Source organism: Blastococcus sp. CCUG 61487 (genome assembly GCF_005222955.1).
Taxonomy (GTDB): domain Bacteria; phylum Actinomycetota; class Actinomycetes; order Mycobacteriales; family Geodermatophilaceae; genus Blastococcus.
In genome coordinates this window covers 573-915 of sequence record NZ_LWUA01000145.1, presented here as the reverse complement: position 1 = coordinate 915, position 343 = coordinate 573, and the positions used below count along the sequence as shown (strand labels likewise).

Genomic DNA, 343 nt, shown 5'->3' with positions numbered 1-343 from the left:
CGCCATCGAGGCGAGCGACCTGACCCTGGTGCGCGGCGACCTGCGGGTCGCGGCCGACGCGATCCGGCTCGCCCGGCGGACCCTGTCGACCATCAAGGGCAACCTGTTCTGGGCCTTCGGCTACAACGTGGCGGCGATCCCGCTCGCCATGGCCGGGCTGCTCAACCCGATGATCGCGGGCGCCGCGATGGCGTTCAGCTCGGTGTTCGTCGTCTCCAACTCGCTCCGGCTGCGGGGGTTCGCGCCGCTGCCGGAGAACCGGGACGCCACCGCGGCGCTGCCGTCGGGCCGGGTGCGCACCGAGGAGCCGGCCCGGAGCTGAGGTTCCCTTCCCGCACAGTCG

The 343-nt window shown here is 73.5% G+C and carries 1 pseudogene; it reads left to right on the top strand.

What is annotated here, in order from left to right:
* A pseudogene (locus A6V29_RS21570) lies at positions 1-322 on the top strand (heavy metal translocating P-type ATPase); the annotation flags it as partial.
* Between the last annotated feature and the right edge of the window lie 21 nt (positions 323-343).